At 61.9% G+C, this 25,288-nt stretch carries 20 protein-coding genes; 19 read left to right on the forward strand and 1 reads right to left on the reverse strand.

All coding sequences use genetic code 11. The features are described 5' to 3' along the window. Window positions 1–871: 871 nt before the first annotated feature. The 16 genes from P0D73_RS40090 to P0D73_RS40165 all read left to right on the forward strand — a co-directional run bounded on the left by P0D73_RS40090 (window position 872) and on the right by P0D73_RS40165 (window position 21,676). The gene (locus P0D73_RS40090) at window positions 872–1,537 is read left to right on the forward strand and encodes an energy transducer TonB (protein WP_207915680.1); all 666 of its coding nucleotides are present in this window, start codon (window positions 872–874) and stop codon (window positions 1,535–1,537) included. Window positions 1,538–1,613: 76 nt separating this feature from the next. Continuing rightward, on the forward strand, window positions 1,614–2,522 hold the full coding sequence (locus P0D73_RS40095; protein WP_408280116.1) for a MotA/TolQ/ExbB proton channel family protein: 909 nt from the start codon (window positions 1,614–1,616) through the stop codon (window positions 2,520–2,522). 12 nt (window positions 2,523–2,534) lie between these two features. Continuing rightward, window positions 2,535–2,957 (forward strand): ExbD/TolR family protein, encoded by a 423-nt coding sequence (locus P0D73_RS40100; protein WP_012432473.1) that lies wholly within the window; start codon window positions 2,535–2,537, stop codon window positions 2,955–2,957. Between the two features lie 57 nt (window positions 2,958–3,014). Beyond that, on the forward strand, window positions 3,015–3,443 hold the full coding sequence (locus P0D73_RS40105; RefSeq protein ID WP_011487696.1) for an ExbD/TolR family protein: 429 nt from the start codon (window positions 3,015–3,017) through the stop codon (window positions 3,441–3,443). A 9-nt stretch (window positions 3,444–3,452) separates the two neighbouring features. Next, window positions 3,453–4,637 carry a tetratricopeptide repeat protein gene (locus P0D73_RS40110; RefSeq protein ID WP_408435523.1) on the forward strand — a complete coding sequence of 395 codons (1,185 nt, stop codon included), beginning with the start codon at window positions 3,453–3,455 and terminating at the stop codon, window positions 4,635–4,637. Between the two features lie 304 nt (window positions 4,638–4,941). Beyond that, entirely contained in the window at window positions 4,942–5,517 is a 576-nt protein-coding gene (locus P0D73_RS40115; RefSeq protein ID WP_132375140.1) for a helix-turn-helix domain-containing protein, read from the forward strand. A gap of 302 nt (window positions 5,518–5,819) precedes the next feature. Continuing rightward, window positions 5,820–8,561: a TonB-dependent receptor plug domain-containing protein gene (locus tag P0D73_RS40120; protein ID WP_408280122.1), complete on the forward strand. Its 2,742-nt coding sequence runs from the start codon at window positions 5,820–5,822 to the stop codon at window positions 8,559–8,561. A gap of 282 nt (window positions 8,562–8,843) precedes the next feature. Further along, window positions 8,844–10,733, forward strand: a complete 1,890-nt coding sequence (locus P0D73_RS40125; protein ID WP_408183156.1) for an extracellular solute-binding protein — start codon at window positions 8,844–8,846, stop codon at window positions 10,731–10,733. An 8-nt stretch (window positions 10,734–10,741) separates the two neighbouring features. After that, window positions 10,742–11,794, forward strand: coding sequence for a microcin C ABC transporter permease YejB (locus tag P0D73_RS40130; protein WP_091795321.1), 1,053 nt, complete (start codon window positions 10,742–10,744; stop codon window positions 11,792–11,794). Beyond that, a complete protein-coding gene (locus tag P0D73_RS40135) occupies window positions 11,748–12,863 on the forward strand; it encodes an ABC transporter permease (protein WP_408435525.1) in 1,116 nt (371 codons plus the stop codon). The genes P0D73_RS40130 and P0D73_RS40135 overlap by 47 nt, the downstream gene beginning before the upstream one ends. Further along, window positions 12,860–14,527: an ABC transporter ATP-binding protein gene (locus P0D73_RS40140; protein ID WP_408435527.1), complete on the forward strand. Its 1,668-nt coding sequence runs from the start codon at window positions 12,860–12,862 to the stop codon at window positions 14,525–14,527. Before P0D73_RS40135 ends, P0D73_RS40140 begins: the two co-directional genes overlap by 4 nt. Beyond that, window positions 14,520–15,956: a TldD/PmbA family protein gene (locus P0D73_RS40145; RefSeq protein WP_408435529.1), complete on the forward strand. Its 1,437-nt coding sequence runs from the start codon at window positions 14,520–14,522 to the stop codon at window positions 15,954–15,956. Before P0D73_RS40140 ends, P0D73_RS40145 begins: the two co-directional genes overlap by 8 nt. Beyond that, entirely contained in the window at window positions 15,956–17,317 is a 1,362-nt protein-coding gene (locus tag P0D73_RS40150) for a TldD/PmbA family protein (RefSeq protein ID WP_408435531.1), read from the forward strand. The genes P0D73_RS40145 and P0D73_RS40150 overlap by 1 nt, the downstream gene beginning before the upstream one ends. A gap of 4 nt (window positions 17,318–17,321) precedes the next feature. After that, window positions 17,322–17,903 carry a GNAT family N-acetyltransferase gene (locus tag P0D73_RS40155; protein WP_408435533.1) on the forward strand — a complete coding sequence of 194 codons (582 nt, stop codon included), beginning with the start codon at window positions 17,322–17,324 and terminating at the stop codon, window positions 17,901–17,903. A 4-nt stretch (window positions 17,904–17,907) separates the two neighbouring features. Continuing rightward, the gene (locus P0D73_RS40160) at window positions 17,908–18,456 is read left to right on the forward strand and encodes a GNAT family N-acetyltransferase (RefSeq protein WP_408435535.1); all 549 of its coding nucleotides are present in this window, start codon (window positions 17,908–17,910) and stop codon (window positions 18,454–18,456) included. Between the two features lie 13 nt (window positions 18,457–18,469). Then, entirely contained in the window at window positions 18,470–21,676 is a 3,207-nt protein-coding gene (locus P0D73_RS40165; protein ID WP_408183147.1) for a multidrug efflux RND transporter permease subunit, read from the forward strand. Window positions 21,677–21,698: 22 nt separating this feature from the next. On the opposite strand, the gene P0D73_RS40170 is transcribed toward P0D73_RS40165, so the two are convergent. Beyond that, window positions 21,699–22,052 carry a DUF4148 domain-containing protein gene (locus tag P0D73_RS40170; protein WP_408183146.1) on the reverse strand — a complete coding sequence of 118 codons (354 nt, stop codon included), beginning with the start codon at window positions 22,050–22,052 and terminating at the stop codon, window positions 21,699–21,701. A 365-nt stretch (window positions 22,053–22,417) separates the two neighbouring features. On the opposite strand from P0D73_RS40170, the gene P0D73_RS40175 reads away from it, so the two are divergent. From P0D73_RS40175 to P0D73_RS40185, 3 genes are read left to right on the forward strand one after another with little or no spacing between them, the layout of a single operon-like run. Then, window positions 22,418–23,095 carry a response regulator transcription factor gene (locus tag P0D73_RS40175; RefSeq protein ID WP_310812328.1) on the forward strand — a complete coding sequence of 226 codons (678 nt, stop codon included), beginning with the start codon at window positions 22,418–22,420 and terminating at the stop codon, window positions 23,093–23,095. A 13-nt stretch (window positions 23,096–23,108) separates the two neighbouring features. Then, window positions 23,109–24,506, forward strand: coding sequence for a HAMP domain-containing sensor histidine kinase (locus P0D73_RS40180; RefSeq protein WP_132375129.1), 1,398 nt, complete (start codon window positions 23,109–23,111; stop codon window positions 24,504–24,506). 35 nt (window positions 24,507–24,541) lie between these two features. Continuing rightward, window positions 24,542–25,246, forward strand: a complete 705-nt coding sequence (locus P0D73_RS40185; protein WP_408435539.1) for a response regulator transcription factor — start codon at window positions 24,542–24,544, stop codon at window positions 25,244–25,246. Window positions 25,247–25,288 lie beyond the last annotated feature (42 nt).

Here is a 25,288-nt window from a genome sequence, read left to right on the forward strand (position 1 = left end):
CCGACATGATTCGCGTTGTTGGCTTAATGTAATTTATTGGAATTGTTTTGTAATTCAATTCAACGCGTAATTGAGATGCGTATTTAGAGTGTCGTAAATACCGCTAAAATTTTTTTAAACGCTTCTACTCTTCTGCTATCGTCTCGCCTTCAGCGGCGGTCACACCCCCGGCGCCCGAACACCACAACAAACGTCCTATCCGCGAGCCACGCGAGTCATGTTGAGATGGCGCGCAAACGCCTGCCCAGCGGGGGCTTTCGCGAACCGGATCAGACGTGCTGCCGACCGTTTCGCGTGCATCGATGCACGACGAATGTGCAGCGAATTCCCAATTGGCGGGCAAAAAAAGCCCGAATGCTTATCTGCTCGACATACGCTTATTCTTTTAAAGCGGAGCGAATTTCGCTTGAGTTAGAGTTACCTCTCTAAACTAAGTATGTTGTCATCAAAAAAAGTTTGACCGTACATTTTTTGTCCTGCTATCGTTGCGACCGATGAAACGCGTGTGACGTTTGCGCAAAAAGTTCCAGGCGCTACGACTTATAGCGATCGGGTGGTCCCCAGCGTTCATGCAAGGCAGAAGTGAGTGGCTCAAATTTAATCTATTAGTAGTTCTACTTAGATAGGCTATTCGGCTCGCATGACGCACGGCCGCGGTCTCCTGGAGACGCGTCTGTGTCGTCGGATCGGAGCCGGGTAGTGTCACGTCCGTTTTGGACTCCGAATCAAAGACCGCCGATCTTCGGATGGTTGAAGTGAATGTTGTTCGCGGTAGATAAGCGCACTGCAGTTACAGAAATGGACGATTCACGCCGGAGGAGTAAAGGTGGGTACGAAAGTCGAAGGGCAATTTCCGGCAGTAGCGGCCCGTATGGAGAGGCCGGGGCGCCCGCGTGAGTTTGGGCGCAAGCAGCAAAACCCAGTACGCCGCTTTGGCGGTATCGCAGTTGTTCTGCTTTTGCACATCGTGCTGATTTATGCGCTGATCAATGGCCTCGCCACCAAGGTCGTGCAGGTCATTCAGCATCCTATCGAGACGAAAATCATCGAACCGGTGAAGCCGCCGCCTCCGCCGCCGTTGCCCACGGTTCAATTGCCGCCGCCTAAGTTCGCGCCGCCGCCGCCGCCGTTCGTGCCGCCGCCGGAGGTGCAGGTGCAAACGCCGCCGCAGCCGACCATTACGCATCAAGCCGCGCCGGTCGTGTCGGCGCCTGCAGTGGCGCCGCCCGCACCGCCGGCGCCGCCCGCGCCGAGCAAGCCTGTGAGCACCGAAGTTGGAGTCGTGTGTCCGAACTCGGATCAGATCCGTTCGTCGATCCGCTATCCGAAGGAAGCGCAGGAAAACAACGTGACGGGTGATGTTCTCATTGAATTCGTTGTCGACCCGCAGGGCCATATTACGAATGAACGCGTTGCCAAATCCTCGGACGACTCCTCACTGGATCGTGCCGCATTCAACGCAGTCAAGCAGTTCACGTGCGTTTCCCAAGGCCAGGCTGTCCGTGTTCAAGTTCCGTTCTCGTTTAACCTGAACTGAATTCACAGACTGTTCGGTACCGGTAGCGATTTATCAGTCTTAGTTTAGAAGTTGTACTAATGAACTTGGAGCAGGCATGAAGAAGCGTACTCTCGCCGCACTGGCGGCAAGCATGTTGATCGCCGTAACCACGGTGGATACCTTTGTTGCACCGCAAATGGCCCATGCGCAGGCTAGCGACGCCACCGCGTCGGCAACCGTCGCACCGGCCACCGCCGCGCCGCAAGCCGCGAGCGCGGCCGCCGACGAAGCGGTGCCGCCGCCGGCGCCAGCTACGTCCGAAACCGTCAGCAACCCGTACGGCCTTAGCGCCCTCTGGAAGAACGGCGACTTCGTTGCCCGTTTCGTGCTGATTCTGCTGGTGATCATGTCGATGGGCAGCTGGTACATCATGATCACCAAGTTCTTCGAACAGTTCCGCGCGAACCGCCGCGCAAAGAGCGCCGACGAGCAGTTGTGGACCGCGCCGTCGCTGGGCGAAGGCGCGAAGCTCCTCGACGAAGCCTCGCCGTTCCGCTTCATCGCTGAAACGGCTATCGAGGCCGGCGAGCATCACGACGAAGCGCTGCTCGAAGCCGTGGACCGCAACACGTGGATCGATACCTCGGTCGAGCGTGCGATCACCAACGTGTCGAATCGTCTGCAAGACGGTTTGGCTTTCCTCGGCACGGTCGGTTCCACGGCGCCGTTCGTCGGCCTGTTCGGTACGGTGTGGGGGATTTACCACGCGCTGACGGCCATCGGCATTGCCGGCCAGGCTTCGATCGACAAGGTCGCGGGTCCGGTGGGTGAGGCGCTGATCATGACCGCTATCGGTCTCGCGGTAGCCGTGCCCGCGGTGCTCGGCTACAACTTCCTGGTTCGCCGCAACAAGTCGGTGATGGAGCGTGTGCGTGCATTCGGCGCGCAACTGCATACCGTTCTGCTGGCCGGCAGCCGCCGCCCGGCGCGAGCCGCGGTTCGCGAAGCATCGCTGGTTCAATAAGCGGAGTCCGTCATGGCAATGAGCGTTGGGCAGGACGACAACGACGAGGTCATCTCCAGTATCAACACCACGCCGCTGGTCGACGTGATGCTGGTTCTGCTGATCATCTTTCTGATCACGATTCCGGTCGTGACGCATACGGTGCCGGTGCAATTGCCGAAGGAGACGATCCAGCCGCTGCAGACCACGCCCAAAAGTATCGTCATCGCGGTCAACCGCGACGGCGACTTCTTCTGGAACGAGAAGCAGGTCGACGCGCCGACGTTGCTGGCACGCCTGAAAACCGTGTCGGTCATGACGCCGCAACCGGAAGTGCATGTTCGCGGCGACCAGAGCGCGCGTTATGAATTCATCGGCCGGGTCATTACCGAGTGCGAGCGCGCCGGTATCGCGAAGGTTTCGTTTATCACTGAGCCGCCCGCGCGCGGCGGCTAACTTTGCATGGGATCGGACCAAGCGTAAAGCGCCAGGTCCGATCGACAGGAGGCGATGATGGGAATGAACGTATCGTCGGGCGGCGGCAGCGAACCGGATGTGATGGTCGACATCAACACCACGCCGCTGATCGACGTGATGCTGGTGCTGCTGATCATGCTGATCATCACGATCCCGATTCAGACGCACGCCATCAAGATGAACCTGCCGGTCGGTAATCCGCCGCCGCCGATCACGCAGCCGGAAGTGGTGCAGATCGATATCGACTTCGACGGCACCACGACCTGGAATGGCCAGCCGGTGCCGAACCGCGCGGCGCTCGAATCCAGGCTCGCGCAAGTGGCCGCCGAACCGGTTCAGGCGGAAATCCATTTGCGTCCGAACAAACTGGTGCCGTACAAGGATGTCGCGGAGGTGATGGCGTCGGCGCAACGATTGGGCGCGACGAAGATCGGCCTGATCGGCAATGAGCAGTACATGCAATAGGGAAGGGCAATGCAAACGATTCATCAACGGTTCAAGCGCGCCGTCATCGCGGCCGCTCTCGTGCTGCCGCTCGCCTCTCATGCCGCGGACACTTTGCGGCCGGATGTGGCGAAACCGCTGAATGCCGCACAGGATCTGTATCGCGCGCACAAGTACAAGGACGCGCTGACGAAGATCGATCAGGCGGCGGCAGTGCCCGGCAAGACGCCGTACGAAAGCACCATGATCGAGCAGATGCGTGGCGCGGCGGCGGCGGCGGCGGGTGACACCGGCGTGGCTGCTCAGGCCTACGAAACGTTGCTGAGTTCCGGCAAGTTGAGCGGCGCGGACGAGCAACGTACGTCAGCGGCATTGGCCGGCATCTACTTCCAGCAAAAGAACTATGCGCAGGCGGCGAAGGTTGCACAACGCTATCTGAAGTCGGGTGGCGGTGATCCCGACATGCGCACGCTGCTGGTTCAGTCTTACTACCTGTCGAACGATTGCGCGAGCGTGGTGAGCTTGCTCAAGCCCGGCATCGATGCGCAGGTGCATGCTGGCCACGCGCCTGACGAGTCGCAACTGCAATTGCTCGGCACCTGTGCGCAGCGCGTGAAGGACGATGCGACCTATCGCAGCACGCTCGAAAAACTGGTTGCTTATCATCCGAAGCAGTCTTACTGGGACGATCTGTTCTCGGCGATTCGCAACAAGCCGGGCTATTCGTCGAAGCTCGATATCGACACGTATCGCTTGCGTCGCGCGACCGGCTCGCTGTCGACCGCCGACGACTACATGGAAATGACCCAACTGGCGATCGTGGCGGGCACCACTGCGGAAGGCAAGCAGGTCATCGATCAGGGCTTTACGTCGGGCGTGCTGGGGCGTGACGCGCAGGCGGATCGCGAGAAACGTCTGCAGGCACTCGCGGCCAAACGTGCGCAAGCGCCCGCCGATCCGGCAAACCCCGTTGCCCCCGTCGACATGGGTTTCAATCAGGTTTTCGCGGGGCAGGCGAAGCAGGGTCTGGCGGCGATGGATGCCGCGATCGCCAAGGGTGGACTCGATCATCCGGACCAGGCGCAGCTGCATCTCGGTGAGGCGTACTACATGGCGGGCGACAAGGCTCGCGCGGTGCAAACCTTCCGTGCAGTGAAAGGCACCGATGGCTCAGCCGATCTCGCCCGTTTGTGGGTGCTGGTGGCGTCGAAATAAGAGCACTCCGTTCCCGTTATGTTCCATCGGACGAGGCGCGCCCGAGCTCTCCTCATGGCGGGCGCGAGGGGGACGCGCTCGTCGTAGGAAATGTGGCTCGTCTCCGATGCCTGCTTGGCGTTGCAGCCGCGATCGTCACAAGGCATTTCGCAGTATCCGGAAGTCTTCTGGACAACCAATTGTTCCCGTTGTCCATGGCGTAATTTCAGTTGACCTATCAGCAACGTTTGGGGAGAACGTTGCGCCGGACGAAACTTAATTTGCATATATCAAACTATTTTTGACTACGGGATTCTGTCTTGCTATGGTCTTGCCACTCAATAACAAGGCACACGTTGCAGTCTCTATAGGAAGCAAAATCCGCGCGCTGCGCCAACGGCTCAGTCGAACGCTGGATGAAGTGGCAAAGACCGCGGGCATTTCCAAGCCCTTTCTGTCGCAAGTGGAACGGGGTCACGCAACACCTTCGATCACATCGCTGGTCGGTATTGCGCGAGCTCTGGGTGTCACGGTGCAGTATTTCGTCGACACGCCGACTGAAGACAAGTCGGTGCGTAGAGGAAGCGAGTTGAAGTACTTCGGATTTGACGGAACCGCCAATCTGTTTGGAAGGCTGACGAACCTGTCGGTCGGCGGCAAGCTGGAAGTGATCCTCGTCAGGATGCCGGTGGGACAGAATCCATCAGAAGTCACGACGCACGCCGGCGAAGAATTCTTGTATGTGATGAGCGGCCAGATCTCGCTCACGTTGGAAGGCACAACTTTCGTATTGCAGGCGGGCGATACCGCGCATTACGAGTCCACCGTGCCGCACTCCTGGTCCAACACCGCGCGTGAAGAAGCGGTGGTCGTGTGGGTAGGGACGCCAAGATTGTTTTAGTGCCGTAGGCCATGCTTTAGAAAAAGCAGTCACTCGATATTTGTAAGCATTACTTAAGTGTGTACCCGCGATTTGGGAAAATAAGCCGGCGCATAGCGGCATCCGTTCGCGTGGCAGTAGAAGTGGCATCAATTGGAAAGCGCTGCGCATTCCGATTGCAATAAATTAGTAGTCCGACACTGACTTATTTGACGTTGCTTTAACGGAACGCGGCGCAAGATCGCCGTATATCGAGTAGAGCGGTTCACGAGACCACTCTTCACATACTGCTGTGGCCTTACTGACGAGCGAGAAGGGGAAAAATGAAACAAAGGGCATTGGCGCTGGCCATTAGAAGAATAGTCTGGGCTGAACTGGCATTGTCGGCCGTAATCGCGGTGCCGGCGTTTGCACAAAGCCAGCCGGCCGCCACCGGCACTGCGGCAGGCGCGACGACGGAAAGCACCCCGGCAACGGGCACTGCTGCCACACCGTCCGCGGATGGCAACACCGCGACGCCGACGGGGAAAGGGGTTCAGCAACTCAAGAAATTTGAAGTGACCGGCTCGCTGATCCGCACGTCGGACAAGGTCGGCAATACGGAAGTTCAGACCATCACCGCCAAGGACATCCAGCAAAGCGGTTATACGACCGTGGCCGACTTCCTGCGCGGCACGTCCGCGAACTCGGGGAGCAGCTGGGGTCAAACGACGATGAATAGCTCCGCGCAAGGCGGCGGCGGCATTGCATTGCGCGGTCTGAGCGAGAAGTACACGCTGGTGCTGGTGGACGGGCAACGGGTGGCGAATTACGGCAAGGCGGTGAACTTCACCGACACGTTCTTCGACGTGAATTCGATCCCGCTCAACATGATCGACCACATCGACATCGTGAAGACCGGTGCGGTCTCGGTGTATGGTTCGGATGCAATTGCGGGCGTCGTCAACATCATCACGAAGAAGGACTTCCAGGGCCTGCAGATCGATGGCCAGCTCGGCAAGGCGCAGCATCCGGGCGACGCACAGGGCAACTTCAGCGTGCTCGGCGGTATCGGCGATCTGAATGGCGACCGCTTCAACGTGACGGCCGCAGCGAGCTACTACCGCGACACCGGGTCGTCGCTCGGCGATCGCGACATGACCGCGGGTCAGGACTTCAGCCAGTTCCCGGGTGGCCTCGCGGGCCCGCTCGGTCCGAACCAGCAGTCGTTCTGGACCACGGCCGACGGCACCAACATGGCGCTCAACCCCTGTCCTCCGGGCAGCGTGTCGGCGAACGGCGCGTCCACGTGTAAATCGAATCCGGCCAGCACCACCTCGCTGGTGCCGGCGATCACGCGCCTGAACGCGAAAGTGCGCGGCACCTTCAAGGTCAACGACGACGTGCAGGCTTACGCCGACCTTTGGGTGAGCCGCAACGAAACCGTGCAGAACGAAGGTCCGGCGGTGCTGAGCAGCCAGACCAACGCGTTCAACCCGGCCACCGGTTCGGCGTTGCCGATCTCGCGCACGGTCTCGGGCACCAACCCGTACAACCCGTTCGGCGTGCCTACGCTGATCAACTACACGTTCCCGAACACGGTGTCGGCGGATACGGTGTCGACGTTCTGGCGTGCGATGACCGGTGTGAAGGGCTCGTTCACCACGGCCAAGTTCGGCGACTGGGATTGGTCCGCGGATTACGGCCATTCGCAGAGCACGGTCGACACGACCTACGGCAACGCGCTGAATGTTGCAGGCCTCGAGAACATTCTGCAAAACGGCGTGTTCAACTTCTCGAACCCGTCGGCCACGCCGAACGGTTTGAACGGCGTCTTCCAGAACGACTATGAGCAGGCGATCTCGAAGCTCGACAGCGTCACGGCGAAGACCTCGACGGGCAACCTGTTCAACCTGCCGGGTGGTCCGGTCGGTGTCGGTTTCGGTACGGAATTCCGTCACGAAAGCAACATCATCAACTCGCGCACGTATAGCGCGCTTGGGGTGACCGCGCCGGCCAACGTGCAGACAGTCGACGGCGAACGCAATGTGGCCGCCGTCTACTATCAGGTCGATATTCCGATCATCCGCAACCTGACGTTCACGCAGGCGGGCCGTTACGACCACTACAGCGACTTCGGTGGTGCGTTCTCGCCGAGCTTCGCATTGCGCTTCCAACCGGTGCAGGCTCTGACGGCTTTTGCATCGTATAGCCGCGGCTTCCGCGCCCCGACGCTGGTCGAAAACTCGCAGGCGACCTATCTGGCTCACCAGAACCTGGTCGACCCGAACGACCCGAGCGGCACGCCGACCAAGCACTTCACGACGGAACAGGTCAACGGCAATCCGGCGCTGCAGCCTGAGCACACCAAGAACTACAACATCGGCTTCCAGCTTTCGCCGGACTCGTCGACGGATATCGGTGCGGCGTTCTACAAGATTCACATTGACGGCGTGATCGGCACGGACGATCCGAACGCGGTGATGGATGCGAACAACCCGTCGACCGTGATCCGCAATCCGGACGGCACGGTGGCCTTTATCAAGGAGCAGTTCGTCAACCTCGGTTCGCTCGACACCGACGGCTTCGACATGAACTTCCGCAAGTCGGTGGGCACGAAGTACGGCACGTTCACGCTGGCAGGCGACTGGGCCTATGTGTGGCACTTCAAGCTGAATAGCCCGGGTGCGCCGACGCAGGACTTCGCCGGCAACAACCTCGCGCTGCTGCAGCCGTTCGGTGCGTCCAATCCGCGCTGGAAGGGTAATACCAGCTTCTCCTGGGATTACCGCAAGCTGACCACTACGCTGACGTGGCAGTACACTGGCCCGTACACCAACGCGGTGGCGGCCGAGTTCGGTGACGGCGGCACGCTGTCGGTGGCGTCGTACAGCCAGTTCAATCTGATGGCCACGTATCGCGGCTTCAAGAACTGGACGATCTACGGCGGCATCAACAACATCTTCGATCGCAAGCCGCCGTTCGACGTCGAGTGGCAGGCCACCCCGGATATCACGGGCTACGACCAGTCGCTTTACACCAACATCGGCCGCTTCTTCCAGGTCGGTGCGACGTACCGCTTCTGAAGGCCTTGATGTTTGTGATGCACCGACAGTCTGTCTAGCCGGTCGGCCGCTCCGGCTTCCGTTCATCGGTACCGGAGCGGCGCAATTCTGTTAGAGACGTACTTTGGAGTTCCCCGTGCACACTGCTCGTTCAAGCTCACAGCGAGCGACGGCGGCCAGTCATCAGCAGCGCTGCGCCAGCGGGGAAAGCTACGGGAGCGACGGCGTCGGGCCGTCACTCGCGCCGATTCGATTTACCGCGCGCCGGCCTGAAGCCGGCGCGCGTCCTTACGCATTCCGAAGATGAGACTTGTGAAGTTTCTCTGGCCGCGCACCTCCGGGCGAATCGCCCTGTGCGCCGGTGCGTGTCTGGCATTGAGCGCGGTCTGCGCGCAGGCGCGGCCCTCGATTGCGCAATACGACGAGCCCAAATATCCCGCCGGCTTCACGCACTTCGACTATGCGGATCCCACGGCGCCGGGCGACGGCAAGCTCAGCTTCCAGAACTTCGACGAACTGCAGAGCTACGATTCGCTGAATCCGTTTCTCGTACGCGGTGCGCCCGCGCCGGACATCCTGCATCTGATGTTCGATACGCTGATGCAGCGCAGTTGGGACGAACTGGCTTCCGAGTATCCGCTGATCGCCGACGATGTCGAAGTCGCGCCGGACCTCGCTTCGGCCACCTTCCACATCAATCCCGCCGCGCGCTTTTCGAACGGCGATCCGATCACCGCGGCCGACGTCAAATACTCGTTCGACACATTGACGAGCCCGAAGGCATCGCCGCTCTTCAATGCGCAGTTCTCAGTCATCAAAAGCGCGACCGTGGTCGATAAAAACACGATCCGCTTCGTTTTCAGGCACGCGGAGCGCGACGCGCCGCTGATCGCGGGCGATTTGCCGATCTTCTCGCCGAAGTGGGGCATGCGCGCGGACGGCACACGTCTGCCGTTCGACCAGATCGCGAACGAGCCGCCGGTCGCGAGCGGTCCGTATCTGATCGAGTCGCGCAAGAACGACAAGCAGATCACCTATCGCCGCAACCCCGATTACTGGGCCGCGAATTTACCGTCGCGGCGCGGCATGTTCCGCTTCGCGAGCATCACCTTCAAACTCTATCGCGACCATTACACGCAACTGGAAGCGTTTAAGGCCGGCGACGCCGACGCGATTGTCGAATACAGCGCAACGCAATGGGCGCGTAAATACGTCGGCAAGAACTTCGACAATGGACTGCTGAAAAGAGGGGAATTCGCCGACGGCCCCGCGCAGATGCAAGGCATGCTGATGAACCTGCGCAAGCCGATGTTTCAGGACCCGCGCGTGCGCCACGCACTGACGATGGCATTCGACTACGACTGGATGAATCGCCTGATGTTCTACGGTCAATACCGGCGCACCAGCAGCTATTTCGCCGCGAGTCCGTTCGGTGCGACCGGCATGCCCGGCCCGAAGGAACTGGCCTTGCTTGAACCATTGAGAGCCAGCGTGCCGCCGGAAGTGTTCGGTCCCATGCTGAAGCAACCCACGACGATCACGCCGGATTCCTTGCGCGGCAACTTGCGCGTGGCGCGCGATCTGCTGGCGCAAGCGGGCTGGCACTATCGCGACGGCGCATTGCGCGACGCCAACGGCACGCCGATGACGATCGAGATCATGGACGATCAGCCGGGCATGGACCGCCTGATCCTGCCGTATATGCAGGCGCTCGGCATGCTCGGCATTCAGGCGCATATGCGCGAGATCGACAGCGCGTTGTACCAGAAGCGGCTCGACAACTTCGAGTACGACATGACCACGTTCATCTACCCGCCGGTGACGATTCCCGGCGCGGAGTTGACGCGCCGCTTCGGCAGCGCGGCGGCCTCGGAAGTCGGCTCGGAAAACTATCCGGGCATCCGCTCCAAGGCGGTCGACTCGCTCATTCACTCAGCGCTTTCCGCCGACAATCTGGACGACCTGGAAGCGGCGACCCGCGCCCTGGATCGCGTGCTGATCTACTCGTTCTACCTCGTGCCGGAGTATTACGCGCCGGGCGCGCGGATCGGCTACAAGTCGACGCTCGGTCATCCGGACAAGGTGCCGATGTCGTATCAATACGAAGACTGGGTGATCGACTACTGGTACACGAAAACGCCGGCCGCCCAGACCGCATCTTCCACCGCGGCCACGGCCGCTACGGCCCACTGAGGCACAGCATGCTTGCCTACATTCTCAGACGATTGTTGTTGATGGTGCCGACCCTGCTCGGCGTGGTCACGTTGACGTTTGTCGTCACGCAGTTCGTGCCGGGTGGGCCGGTCGAACAGGTGATGACGCAACTCCGCCACGGCGCTGGCCGTGGCGGAGAGGCGGGGGCGGGCGGCGGCGGCTATCACGGCAGCCAGGGCGTCGATCCGCAGCAGATCGAGCAGATCAAGAAGCAGTTCGGTTTCGACAAGCCGCCGCTCGAACGCTATCTGCTGATGCTCAAACGCTACGCGACGTTCGACCTCGGCCAGTCTTACTATCAGCACGACAGCGTGTGGGACGTCATCAAATCGAAGCTGCCGGTGTCGATCACGCTCGGCTTATGGACGGTGCTGCTCACGTATCTGATATCCGTGCCGTTGGGGATCGCGAAAGCGGTGCGCAACGGCTCGCGTTTCGATACTGTCACGAGCGTGCTGGTACTGGCCGGCTATGCGATTCCCGGTTTCGTGCTCGGTGTGTTGCTGCTGATGTTGTTCGGCGGCGGCACGTTCTGGCAGGTGTTTCCGATGCGCGGCCTCACCTCGGATAACTTCAACGATCTCAGCGCGTTCGGCAAGGTGCTCGACTATCTGTGGCACATCGTGCTGCCGGTCACGGCATCGGTGGTGGGCAACTTCGCGATCGTCACGATTCTGACCAAGAACACTTTCCTCGAGGAAATCGGCCGGCAGTATGTGCTGACCGCGCGCGCCAAGGGCGCGCCGGAGCGCGACGTACTGTGGAAACACGTGTTGCGCAATGCCGCGATTCCGCTTCTCACCGGTTTGCCGGCGGCGTTTGTCGGCGCGTTTCTGAACGGCAATCTGCTGATCGAAACGCTGTTCTCACTCGACGGCATGGGCCAACTGTCGTACGACTCGGTGATTCGCCGTGACTATCCGGTCGTGCTCGGTTCGCTGTTTCTGTTCACGCTGATTGCCCTCGTAACCAAACTCATTGCTGACGTCTGCTATGTCCTCGTCGACCCCCGCATCCAATTCAACCGCCTGGACCGCTGACGCGGCCGGCGCGGCGCACGCGGCGTCGCCTTCTCCGTGGCGGCGTACGTGGCTGCGCTTCAGGCAGCAGCGTCTGGGCTACTGGAGCCTCGTGATCTTCCTCTCGCTGTTCGTCATCAGCCTGCTTGGCGAGGTGTTGTCCAACGATCGTCCGTTGCTCGTGCGTTACGACGGGCACTACTACTTTCCCATCGTGAAGGACTATCCGGAGACGCTGTTTGGCGGCGACTTTCCGGCGCGCGCGAATTACCTCGATCCGTATATCCGTTCGCGGCTCGAATCGAACGGCAACTTCGCGGTCTATCCGCCGAATCATTTCCACTACGACACGATCGATTACTTCGCCGCGCATCCGTATCCGGCGCCGCCTACCACGAGTAACTGGCTCGGCACGGATCAATTCGGGCGCGACGTGCTGGCGCGGCTGCTGTACGGTTTCCGCCTGTCGGTGCTGATGGCGCTGGCGCTCACCGTGTCCGGTGTCGTGGTCGGCGTGCTGACCGGCGCGGTGCAGGGCTTTTACGGCGGACGCACCGATCTGATCGGCCAGCGCCTGATCGAAATCTGGAGTTCGATGCCCGACCTGTACCTGCTGATCATCTTCGCGTCGATCTTCGAGCCTACCTTGTGGCTGCTTTTCATTCTGCTGTCGATGTTCGGCTGGCTCGTACTGTCCGACTACGTGCGCGCCGAATTTCTGCGCAACCGTTCGCTGGACTACGTCAAGGCGGCGCGCACGATGGGCCTGACCAACTGGCAGATCATGTGGCGCCACGTTTTGCCGAACAGCCTGACCCCGGTGATTACCTTCCTGCCATTCCGCATGAGCGCCGCGATTCTCTCGCTGACCAGCCTCGACTTTCTCGGCCTCGGCGTGCCGCCGCCCACTCCGAGCCTCGGCGAACTGCTGCAGGAAGGCAAGAACAATCTCGACGCATGGTGGATCTCGATGTCGGCGTTTGCCGCGCTGGTGATTACGCTTCTGTTATTGACCTTCATGGGCGACGCATTGCGCAACGCACTCGACACGCGCTCGCGCGGTTCGGCTTTCGGCGGAGGTCCGCGATGACCAACACTCAGGCGCCAATCGGCCGGCCGTTGCTGGAAATCGACCGTTTCTCCGTGCGTTTCGGCGACAAGGTCGCCGTGCACGAACTCAGTCTTTCCATTGCACGCGGCGAGCGCGTTGCACTGGTCGGCGAATCGGGTTCGGGCAAGAGCGTGACCGCGTTATCCATTCTGCGGCTCGTCGAGCATGCCGAATTGAGCGGCCGCATGCTGCTCGATGGTGAAGACCTGCTGCAGAAAACCGAGCAACAGATGCGTGGCCTGCGCGGCGCGGACGTCGCGATGGTGTTCCAGGAACCGATGACGGCGCTCAATCCGCTCTTCACTATCGGCAAACAGATCGCCGAGAGTCTGCGTCTGCACGAAGGTTTGCGGCCGAATGCGGCGCGCGAGCGCGGCATCGAGTTGCTCAGGCGCACCGGCATTCCCGAACCGGAACGGCGCATCGACAGCTTTCCGCATCAGTTGTCCGGCGGCCAGCGGCAGCGCGCGATGATCGCCATGGCGCTCGCCTGCCGTCCGCGTTTGCTGCTCGCGGACGAACCGACCACCGCGCTCGACGTCACCGTTCGCCAGCAGATCGTCGATTTGTTGATTTCGTTGCAGGAACAGGAAGCGGCCGAACGCGGCATGGCCGTGCTGCTGATCACGCACGACCTGAATCTGGTGAAGCGTTTTGCGCAGCGCGTCGCGGTGATGGAAAAGGGCGTGCTGGTCGAAACCAATACGACCGAGGCGCTGTTCACGAGCCCGCAGCATCTGTACACGCGGCGGCTGCTCGATAGCGATCCGCAACGCGCGGTCGAGCCGGTCGAGGAGGGCGCGCGTCGGCTGCTGGAAGTACAAGGCCTGGCCGTCGATTACCGCACGTCGGCGAAAGGCTGGCGTTCCATGTTCGGACGCTCCACGTTTCGCGCGGTGCAGGACGTCGATCTGAGCGTGCGGCGCGGCGAAACACTCGGCATCGTCGGTGAATCGGGTTCGGGTAAATCGACGCTGGCCGCCACCGTGCTCGGCCTGCAGCAGCCGGCCGCCGGTCATATCCATATCGACGGCTTGCCGCTTTCCACGCTCAAGACGGCGAGCTCGCGCCGCGCGCTGTATTCGCGCATGCAAGTCGTGTTTCAGGACCCGTTCGGTTCGCTGTCGCCACGCATGACGGTGGAGCAGATCATCGGCGAGGGCCTGGCCGTGCATCGGCCGGAAGTGGATGCGAAGGCACGGCGCGCGCGCGTCGGCAGCCTGCTTGAAGAAGTCGGCATGCCCGCCGACGCGATGCTGCGTTATCCGCACGAATTCTCCGGCGGGCAGCGTCAACGCATTGCGATTGCGCGCGCGCTGGCAGTCCAGCCGGAATTGATCGTGCTCGACGAGCCGACCAGCGCGCTCGATGTCTCGATCCAGAAACAGGTGCTGAATCTGCTGACAAATCTGCAGAAAAAGTACAAGCTAAGCTATTTGTTCATTACGCACGATCTGGCGGTGATGCGAGCCATGGCGCATCGCGTGATTGTGATGAAGTCGGGACGCATCGTCGAAGCGGGCGACACACTCGATGTGTTGCATGCGCCGTCGCATCCTTATACCCAGTCGCTGCTGGCCTCGTCGCTCAACGTGCCGGAGCCGGGCGCCGCCGCGACTCATACGGGACACGCCAATGATTGACGAACGTTGGGCGCAAGCCGCCCAAACGCTGAAGAGCCGCGCGGCGTTCTGGTCGCTGCGCATTGTCGACGAACAGGTCGACGACCACGAGATCCGCAATGACGTCGCGCAGCCGCTGCGCACGGTGCGCGATCGCGGTGCGATGCTGATCGCGTGGGTGGGCGCCGGCGCGGGTTATGCCGCGACCGCGAATCTGTCGGCAGCGGGTTTGCAGGCGGCGCTCGATATGGCGACCGCGCGCGCTGAAGCGAGCGCGGCTTTCTCGCTGATCGACCATCGCGAAGTTGCACGTCCGGTTGCGAGCGGGCAGTACGTGTCGCCGAATGCGCAACGCGCGTTGCCGAGCCGCACCGAATGGCTCGAGCTTCTCGGCGCGGAATGCGCGGGCGCGAACCTCGATGCAAAGATTGTCGAACGTGTGGCGGCGGTGCAGATCACGCACACCGATCAACTCTACATGACCGGCGACGGCGTGCGGATCGACCAGCAGTTCCGCTTCGTGATGCCGCAATTGAGCGTCGCCGCGCATGCGAACGGCGATACGCAAGTACGCACGCTGGGCGGCAACTACGGCACGCTCGGACAGGGCGGCATGGAAGTGCTGACGCGCTTCGGCTTCGAAGGATCGGGCGCGCGCGTCGCCAATGAAGCGCTGCAATTGCTGGCCGCGCCGAATTGCCCGTCGGGCAAGCGCGATCTGTTGCTGATGCCCGACCAGATGATGCTGCAGATTCACGAATCGATCGGCCATCCGCTCGAACTGGACCGCATTCTCGGCGACGAGCGCAACTTCGCGGGCTGGAGCTTCGTCAAGCAGGACATGTTCGGTTCGTATCGCTACGGTTCGGAACTGTTGAATGTCACCTTCGATCCGGAGCTGCGCGAGGAAGCGGCAGCCTACGCATTCGACGACGACGGCACTGAAGCGCACAAGCAATATCTGATTCGCAACGGCGTGCTGGAACGTCCGCTTGGCGGCGCGCTGTCGCAACAGCGCGCACGCATGGCGGGTGTGGCGAACTCGCGCGCGTCGAACTGGAACCGGCCGCCGATCGACCGCATGGCGAATCTGAATATCGAGCCCGGCGAGAGTTCGCTGGAGGAGATGATCGGCAACATCGAACACGGCATTCTGATGCGCACCAACACGTCCTGGTCGATCGACGACCATCGCAACAAATTCCAGTTCGGCTGCGAGTTCGGCCAGTTGATCGAGAACGGCAAGCTCACGCAGGTCGTCAGACAGCCGAATTACCGCGGTATTTCGGCGAATTTCTGGCGCAGCCTGAGTGCGGTGGGCAATGCGGCCACGCGTGAAGTGTATGGCACATCTATGTGCGGCAAGGGCGAACCGGCGCAGATCATCCGCGTCGGCCATGCGTCGCCGGCCTGCGTCTTCAGCGACGTCGACGTGTTCGGAGGCGCATGATGAGCCAGTTCATCTCTTCGCGCGCGGCTACGTCGGTGGATTGGGAGCGGCATTTCACTTTGCTCGCCGATGCGATCGAGCGCCTGCAACAAGGCGGCGAAACCACCCTCAGTTCATTTGCCGGCGAGCAGTCCGACTTCATTCGCTTCAATTCGGGCAAGGTGCGGCAGACCGGCAGCGTGTCGCAAGGCAAGCTGACCTTGCGCCTGATCGACGGCGCACGTCAGGCCTATTCCACGCTGACCGTATGCGGCGATCTGCAACAGGATCTCGACGAAGTGAGCGCGGCCCTCGCCACCTTGCGCGAAGGTCTGCGCGATGCGGCGGACGATCCGCATCTGCTGTTCGACACCTCGAAATGGCAGCGCACCACGCAGCGCTCCGGCAAGCTGGCGAATTCCGACGGCCTCGCGCGCATCGTCGCGGAATGTGCGCACGGGCTCGACTTCGTGGGCTTCTATGCGGGCGGCACCATTGTGCGCGGCTTCGCATCGACGAAGGGCAGCCGCGGCTGGTACGAAGTGGATAACTTCAATTTCAGCTGGTCGCTGTACGACCCGAGCGGCCGCGCGATCAAAACCAGCTACGCCGGCGACGACTGGAGCGATGCCGTGTTCGCTCGCAAAGTCGAACAGGCCGCGACGCGTCTTGCCGTTCTGGCGCGCACGCCGCGCACGTTGGCGCCGGGACGCTACCGTTCCTATCTGGCACCCGCCGCGCTCGCGGAATTGCTCGGCGTCACCGCATGGAGTGGCTTTTCCGCGCGCGCCCAGGCGAGCTCGCGCAGCGAGTTGTACAAGCTGCATGTGGGAGAAATCGTAGTCGACCCGCGCGTAAGCATCAGCGAAGATCTGAGCCTCGGCATCACGCCAGGCTTCAACGACGACGGCTACCTGCGTGACAGCGTCCCGCTGATCGAGGCCGGCCGCAGTGCCGAACGCCTGACCAACGCACGCAGCGCGCGCGAGTACGGCTTGACGCCCAACGGTGCGCTGGCCAGCGAGTCGCCGGCCGCGCTGTCGATGCAAGCGGGCGATCTGCTGGAAGAAGACGTGCTCGCCAAGATCGGCACCGGGCTCTACATCGGCAACCTGTGGTACGTGAACTTCTCGGACCGCATGAATTGCCGCCTCACCGGCATGACGCGCTTCGCGACGTTCTGGGTCGAGAACGGAGAAATCGTCGCACCGTTCGAAGCCATGCGTTTCGACGACAGCCTGTACCGTTTGCTCGGCAGCGAACTCGAACAACTCGGCGCGCAAGCCGAACTGCTATTGAGCGACTCGACATGGGGCGAGCGCGCCACGGGCGGCATGCAACTGCCTGGCATTCTGGTGAGGTCATTCGAATTGACGTTATGAGCCCATGGATCGACAAATAAAAACAAAATCAAACCCTGAGAGCTTGCCCGAGGGCCTGACGCTGCGCGCATTGCGCGTGGCCGACACAGAACAGTTTCACGCGCTGCTCCAGTTGCCCGCGGCGATGAACGGCAATCCGCAGCTGCCGTTTCGGACCATTGCGAGCACCCGCGAGTACCTGGAAAAACTCGAGGCGCCCGAAATCGCGATCGCGGCGACGGTCGGCGACACGCTGGTCGGTTCGGCGAGCCTCAGGCCTTTCAAGGGGCGCCGTGCGCATGCGGCATCGCTTGGCATCGGCGTGCACGACGCATGGCAGCGGCGCGGCATCGGTCATGCCTTGATGTCCGAACTGCTCGATCTCGCCGACAACTGGCTCGGTCTGCGGCGCGTCGAGTTACATGTCTACACCGATAACCACGCAGCACTCGCGCTATATCGCAAGTTCGGCTTCGAGATCGAAGCGCATCAGCGCGGCGCGGTATTGCGCCGTGGCGTGCTGATCGATTGTTTCTTCATGGCGCGGCTGCGCGAGCCGGCGCCGTGGATGTCGCCGCCATCGGCCGCCCATCTCGCAGCGGAATAAGACCATGAAACAAACAAGGTTGCCGGACGACGCTGCACATTACAAATGTATTATGGTGCGCGCTCTCGAATCGTCGGACATGGATGCGTTCGCCGAGATCACGAGCTTGCCCGGTGTGCGGCGCGGCACGCTGTCGGTCGGCTATCGCAGTCCTGAGCAACTCGCGGCCTGGTACGAGCTGCGCCTCAAAGGCGGCGTGAACGTGTGCGCGATTATCGACGAACGCATGGTCGGCCATGCCGGTCTCGAGGTCCATCGGTCGAGCCGCGCGCACTGCGCGCATTTGGGCCTGGCCGTGCACGACGCGTATCGTGGCCGCGGTGTCGGCGCCGCGCTTTTGCAAGGCTTGATCGATTGCGCGGATGCGTCGCTCGGTTTGCGCCGCATCGACCTCACGGTGTTTTCCGACAATACGCCGGCCATTGCGCTGTATCGCAAGTTCGGCTTTGTCGAAGAAGGCAGCTCGCGCGGTTTTGCCCTGCGTGACGGCGTGTTGGCCGACGTGCTGCATATGGCCCGTCTCGTCGATGCACCGCGCCTCCAGACCATCTGAACGGATTCTTTGAGTGCCATTTTTCTTCATCGACCGCCCGGTCTTCGCATGGATCGTCGCGCTCGCCATTGTCGTGGCGGGCGCGCTGGCTATTCCGCAACTGCCGGTGGCGCAGTATCCGCGCCTTGCGCCGCCGCGCATCGTGATATCCGCCATGTATCCGGGGGCGTCGACTGAAGTCGTGGACGAGAGCGTCGGCAGCATCATCGAGGAGAGTCTCGATGGCGCCGACAATATGCTGTACTACCAAACGACCAGCGACAACCTGGGCGAGCTCGAGATCGACGCGACCTTCGCGCCCGGCACCAATCCGGATCTCGCGCTGGTCGACATCCAGAACCGGCTCAAGCAGGTCGAGCCGCGTTTGCCGCAGCAGGTGGTGCAGCAGGGCATCAGCGTGTTCAAGGCGGCCAACACGTTCCTGATGCTGGTCGCGCTGAGTTCCACTGACGGCACGCGCGACTCCGTGCAATTGAGCGACTATCTGAGCCGCTACGTGTTGCGTGAGCTGAAGCGCGCGCCGGGCGTGGGCTCGGCCCAACTCTGGGACGCCGACGAAGCGCTGCGTATCTGGCTCGATCCGATGAAGCTGCGCGAATACGGCCTCGGCGCCGCCGAAGTGAACGCCGCGATTGCCGCACAGAACGCGACTGTCACGGCAGGCACGCTCGGCGACGCGCCGTTCGTGCCGGGCCAGCAATTGACGGCCTCGGTGAGCGTGAAGGGCCAGTTGATCTCGCCGGCGGAATTCGGCCAGATCGTGCTGAAGGCGCGGCCGGACGGTTCGGCTGTACGCCTGCGCGACGTCGCGCGAGTCGAACTCGGGCGTGACAATTACTCGTACTATTCGCGCCTGAACGACAAGGCTGCGGCGACGGTCGGGATTCAACTCGGGCCACGCGGCAACGCGCTGGAAACGTCGAACGCGATTCGCGCGCGGCTTGCCGAGTTGGCGAAAGGATTGCCTTCGGGCGTCGCCATCGAAATCCCGTTCGACAATGCGCACTTCGTGCAGATCGCGATTCACGAGGTGCTCGTCACGCTCGCGGAAGCGGTGGTGCTGGTGTTCTTCGTGATGTGGCTGTTCCTGCGCGATCTGCGCTATACGCTGGTGCCGACCGTGGTGATTCCGGTCACGCTGATGGGCGCGTTTCTCGCCATGTATGCGTGCGGTCTGTCGATCAACGTGTTCACGATGTTCGGCCTCGTGCTTGCCATCGGCATTCTCGTCGACGACGCGATCGTGGTGGTGGAGAGCGTGCATCGCGTGATGGAAGACGAGGGCCTGCCGCCACGCGAGGCCACGCGCAAGGCCATGTCGCAGATCGGCGGGGCGATTGTCGGCGTGACCGCGGTGTTGACGGCGGTGTTCGTGCCAATGGCGTTCTTTCCCGGCGGCGTCGGCGGAATCTACCGGCAATTCGCGGTGGCGATGATCGCGTCGATGCTGGTGTCGTCGTTCATGGCCTTGTCGTTGACGCCCGCGTTGTGCGCGAATCTGCTGAAGGCGCACACCCAATCGGTGCGTCAACGCGATGCGCGCCGTGGACTGCTGGGTTTCGCGGCACGTGCGGCAAGCCGCTTCACCTCCGGTTTCGACCGCGCCGCGCGTGGGTATCGCGGGCTGACCGCGCGCACGCTGCGCCGCATCGGCCCGATGCTGGCCGTCTACGCGGTGCTGGTTGGTGCGTGCGGTGTGCTCTACTGGCAAATGCCCGGCGGTTTTCTACCGAGCGAGGACGAAGGCCAGTTGCAGGTGATGGTGCAATTGCCCGCGGGCGCCACCCAGGCACGCACGTTGGGCGTGGTGCAACGCATGGAAGAGATTCTGCATGCCGAGCCCGCCATCGCGAACGTTACGAGTGTGATCGGCTGGAGCTTTTCGGGCAGCGGTCAGAACGTGGCGATGGGGTTCGTCGAACTCAAGGACTGGGGCAAGCGCGATATCGATGCACTGGCCCTGCGCGACCGGCTCAACGCAAAGTTCGACAAGATTCTGGACGGCAGCGTCGAGGCGCAATTGCCGCCTTCGGTGCCGGGACTCGGACATTCCGACGGTTTCGTGTTCCGCCTCGAAGATCGCGGCGGAGTGGGGCTCGATGCGTTGAAGGCCGCGCGCGAGCAACTGTTCGCGCAGGCCAAGGCGAGTCCGGTGCTGGCCTCGGTGCACTCGGAAGATCTGCCTGACGCGCCGCGCGTCGAGCTCATCGTCGACCGCGCGAAGGCGTATGCGCTCGGCGTGTCGTTCGATCGCATCGCCGACGTGCTGGGCAGCACCTTCGGCTCGACCTATATCGACGATTTCCCGGCCGGCGGCCGCATGCGCCGCGTGATGATCGCCGCCGACGCCGCCACGCGCATGACCGAAGACGATCTGCTCGCGCTCGCCGTGCCCAACACGACGGGCGGCATGGTGCCGCTCTCGGCCATCGCGACGCGTCAGTGGTCGATCGGCCCGGTGATGCTGACGCGCTACAACGGTTATCCGTCGCTCGACGTGAGCGGCCACGCGGCGCCCGGCTACAGTTCCGGCGCGGCGATGGCGGAGATGGAGCGGCTTGCCGCTTCGTTGCCGGTCGGCGTGCGCTATGACTGGGTCGATGCGGCACGCGAGGAAACCGCGGCCGCGAAACTCACGCCGCTGTTGATCGGCCTCTCGTTGCTGGCGGTGTTCATGGCGCTGGCCGCGCTCTACGAAAGCTGGACGATTCCGCTTGCCGTGCTGATGGTCGTGCCGCTCGGCGTGATCGGCGCGGTCGCCGCGGTGCTGTTGCGCGGCATGCCCAACGACGTGTACTTCAAGGTCGGCATGATCACGGTGATCGGCCTCGCAGCGAAGAACGCGATTCTGATCGTGCAGTTCGCCCGCGATCTGTACCAGCGTGGCCTGCCATTGACGCGCGCCGTGACCGAAGCCGCGGGCGCACGCTTTCGGCCGATCGTAATGACCTCGGCGGCGTTCCTGCTCGGCGTCGTCCCGCTCGTGGTGTCGAGCGGCGCGGGCGCCGAAAGCCGCCGCTCGATTGGCACCGGCGTGTTTGGCGGCGTGCTGGCCGCCACGCTGTTCGGGCTGGTGTTCGCGCCGGTCGCGTTCCATGCGGTCGCATCGCTCACGCATGGACGGCGGCGGCTTGAGGAGCTGCATCGCAAGCGTGCGGAGCGGCGGGCGCGCCGTGTTGCGCTCGAGCGCGGATCATTCGACGAATCGCCGACGGCCTGACCGTGCTCCACCGGTGCCGTGCTCAACCGGCCGGCTGATTCGCCGCTTGCACGGGCGCCGGACTAGTCGGCATCTGGGCATTGCTTGCCGACACGCGTGGCGCGGCCGGCATGCAGTCCGCGCGATACTCGGCCTGCAGCTTATTCTCCGCGTGTTGCAGATCGCGCGGGTAGTCGTCGTCATCGGCGGTCGGTTGATAGCCGACCGCTTCGAGTTCGCCGAGTTCGCGCATCAACTGCTTGTGCGTCACTTCGCCTTTCAACGGTGTGAACGGATAATCGTTGCATTGCTGCGGCGTGAGATGCGGTGCGGCCATGGCCGATGCGCTGCCAATCAGGAGAAGGGCGCTGAGCAGGTTTTTCGTTGCAAGCTTCATGTTCATGTCATCCACGAGAGGGTTCGAGTCGTCCCGCGTTGAGGTCTGCGGGTTGACATCAGGCTAGTGGAGTGCGCCTACCGGAGCGGCGTCGGCAACATTAAACTTGTTTTATCCTGGCGTGATTTGCCGCGTTTTCATGGCTTTGCGGCGAACTTAAATTTTTCTTCATGAAGCGGACATCTATCCGCTAACAGCCCCCGCGTAGCCTGCATGCAGGCACCGAGGCAAAGCGCCGACATTCGTCGAACCGCACGCCCGTGCTCTGAACGCGCAAGCCGAATATGGCATCATGTCCCTCTACTGATAACCGGTCGCGCCCGCCGCTTGCATCGGTAGAGCGGGCTGTGGCGCATGCAATGATCATGTCGCGAGTACTGACGATCGAAGATGATGAAATTACCGCGAATGAAATTGTCGGTGAACTGAAAAGCCGCGGCTTCACCGTGGATTGGGTGGCCAACGGCCGCGACGGCATGGCGCGCGCGATCAGCGAAGACTACGACGTGATCACGCTCGACCGCATGCTACCCGGCATGGACGGCCTGACAATACTCACCACCATGCGCAGCATCGGCATTCAGACGCCGGTGCTGATGTTGAGCGCGCTCGGCGACGTGGATGAGCGGGTGCGCGGCCTGCGCGCCGGCGGCGACGATTATCTGACCAAGCCGTTCGACCCCGAAGAGATGACCGCGCGCCTCGAAGTGCTGCTGCGCCGCAGTCAGACGCCGGCCGCGCAACTCGAAACGCACTTGCGCGTTGGCCCGCTCGAACTCGATCTGATTTCACGCAAGGTGCAGCGCGACGGCGAGGAAATCGTTCTACTGCCCACCGAGTACCGCGTGCTCGAATTCATGATGCGCCACGCGGGGCAGACCATCACGCGCACCATGCTGTTCGAGGCCGTGTGGGGCTATCACTTCGATCCGGGCACTAATCTGATCGACGTGCACATGGGACGCCTGCGCAAGAAAATCGACCCGCCCGGCGTGACGCCGATGATTCAGACCGTGCGGGGCTCGGGTTATATCCTCGCATGAGCGACACATTTTGATGGACACAACCTTCCCCGCTCAATCTGCGCTCGGGCGGCGCTGGCATTCCACCACCTTTCGCCTGCTCTCCGTTTACGCGGTCATCTTTTCGTTTTCCGTGATGCTGCTGCTGGGCTTCATCGGCTGGGCCGTGACCGGCGACATGGAGCGTGAGACCGATGTGGTGATGGACTGGCAACTGATCTACTTCGATTCGCTGCCCGATTCGGGTCTCGCGGACGCGATCCACCGGCGCATCGAGCATGAGCGTATGCACACGAATTACTACGGCCTGTTCGCCGCCGACGGCCGGCTGCTGGCCGGCGACGTGCTCGCCTATCCGGGCGCGCTGCCCACCAATCGCACCGGCAAGACGCTCGATCTGACGCTCGCGCTCGGGCGTAACGATCAGGCACCGGTGGTGCGCGCCATGGCCGAGCGTCGCGAGGACGGCTCGACGCTCGTGGTCGCGCGTGACCTCACGCACATTCTGCGGATTCGCCAGACCATCATCAATGCCCTGGTGGGCGGAGGTGTTTTCTGTCTGCTCGCCGGTGTGGCCGGTGGTCTCGCACTGAGCGTGCGGCAGATGCGCCGTCTGAGAGCGATCCGGCGCGTCACGCAGCGCATCGCGCAGGGCGATCTCGCGCAGCGTTTGCCTATTGGCGGACGCGACGAAGTAGATATGCTCGCGCATCTCGTGAATCATATGCTCGCCGAAGTCGAGCGTCTGATGAACGAAGTGAAGGGCGCTTGCGATGGCATCGCGCATGATTTGCGTACACCGCTTGCGCATGTGCGGACGGTGCTTGCGCACGCGGCGGAGCGGACCGGGACGCTCGACGACGCCGAGTTGGCGAATCTGGTGGAGCGCGCGCGCACGGAAACGGATGCGCTGCTCGATCGGTTCCGCGCGATGCTGCGGATCTCCGAGATTGGTACGTTGCAGCGGCGCGGCGGCTTCGGTGAGATGCAGTTGGAGACGCTGATCGAAGAGGTCGGCGAACTGTACGAACCGCTCGCTGAGAGCCGTTCGATTCAGCTTTCTGTTCATGCACAGCCTGTGGATGCGATCTATGGCGATCGTGCGTTGCTCTTTGAAGCGTTGAGCAATCTGGTGGATAACGCTATCAAGTTCACGCCTGAAGGCGGCGTGGTGCGGATGGAGTTGCGTCAGACGGCTGCTGGGCCGCAGGTGGATATTGTCGATAACGGGCCCGGTATTGCTGCCGATGAGCGTGATGCGGTTTTGCAGCGATTCTATCGCGGTAAGAGTACGCGGCATCTGGCCGGGTCAGGGCTGGGTTTGAGTATTGTCTCCGCGGTGATGCGGGTGCATGACTTCACGATGAAAATCGGTAATGCGCAGCCGGGCACTCGGATTTCGATTGAATGCTGGTCGAGGACGCTTGCATGAGCCTGGTTTCCTTTCTTGTTCTTGCGGGGGCGTGAATGCGCGTTCTCTTCGTGGGGCCTTCTCATCCGGAAGCTGCGTGGCTTTTCAAGGCGCTTCAGGAGAGCGCACATAGTTTGCAGCGAGCTGATGATCTGCGGGATGGGGTCTTTCTCGCGGCTCAGGAACCGTTTGATGCGATCGTTTTGATGGTGTTGGAGGTGGGGTTTTATTCTGCCTTGCTGGAGTTTGTTGTCAAGTTTGCTTCGGCTGGGAGTGGGGCGGCGATTGTAGCTGTACTGGGCGCGGCTACGGCGCAGGATCGCACCAAAGTTTTGCGCGCCGGCGCGGATGCTTGCTTCTGTCAGCCTTATTCGTTTATTGAAATGCATGAGCGGATGCAGGCTTTGCAGCGCATCGGAATGGGGCGAGGAGCTGTTGGGGGCTCGGGTCCTTCTTCTGTTTTTTCCGCGGTTGATGAGCCCTCTCTGGATACCGCGACTCGGGAGCTTGTTTTTGGTGGACGGAGGGTTGGGGTGACTCGTAGAGAGTTTCTTTTGCTCGAGTGTCTGATCAAGCAGGTCAATGCGCCTGTGGCGCGGGATCAGCTTATTCGGTATGCCTGGCCGGAGAAGGAAGATGTCGATCCTTCTAGTGTCAATCTGGTTGTTTCTCGGTTGAGGAGGAAACTTTTGGGTGATTTGCCTGAGGTTCGGATTGAGACGGTTAGTCGGTTTGGGTATCAGGTTTCGGTTGGTTTTTAGTTTTCTGTTTGGGGTTTCTTCTTTTCGTGGTGGTCTATTAGT

The organism is Paraburkholderia sp. RL18-101-BIB-B (assembly GCF_046026985.1).
Lineage (GTDB): Bacteria > Pseudomonadota > Gammaproteobacteria > Burkholderiales > Burkholderiaceae > Paraburkholderia.